We start from the raw sequence: 434 nt of genomic DNA, 5'->3' as shown, positions 1-434 counted from the left end.
GCTCGGGGCGACGGTGGCGGTGAGGTCGACGGCGGTGCCGGTCTTGGCGGTGGCCGGGACGTTCAGCGTGGTGGTGGTGTCGACGATGACCGGGTCAGTGGTGACGTCGACGGTGCCGGCAGCGGAGGTGCTGGTGGCGAAGCCATTGGCGCCGCTGTAGACGGCGGTGAYGGAGTGYGCGCCRTYSGTGGTGAAGGTGTGGTTCAGCGTCGCGGTGCCGTTGTTGACAGGGGAGCTGCCCAGGACGGCGGTGCCGTCCTTGAACTSGACSGTGCCGGTSGCGCCGSYSGGGGCGACGGTGGCGGTGAGGTCGACGGCGGTGCCGGTCTTGGCGGTCGCCGGAACGTTCAGCGTGGTGGTGGTGTCGACGATGACCGGGTCAGTGGTGACGTCGACGGTGCCGGCAGCGGAGGTGGCAGCGGAGGTGCTGGTGG

General features: G+C 70.7%; 1 protein-coding gene. It reads right to left on the bottom strand.

What is annotated here, in order from left to right; translation table 11 throughout:
- The coding region (locus AC1DYG_RS19860) for an Ig-like domain-containing protein (RefSeq protein WP_477641565.1) at window positions 1-434 on the bottom strand (434 nt) is incomplete at both ends.

The organism is Pedococcus sp. P1_H8 (genome assembly GCF_056405175.1).
Note: the sequence above shows the minus strand (reverse complement) of the source record. Positions and strands in the feature narration are given on the sequence as shown.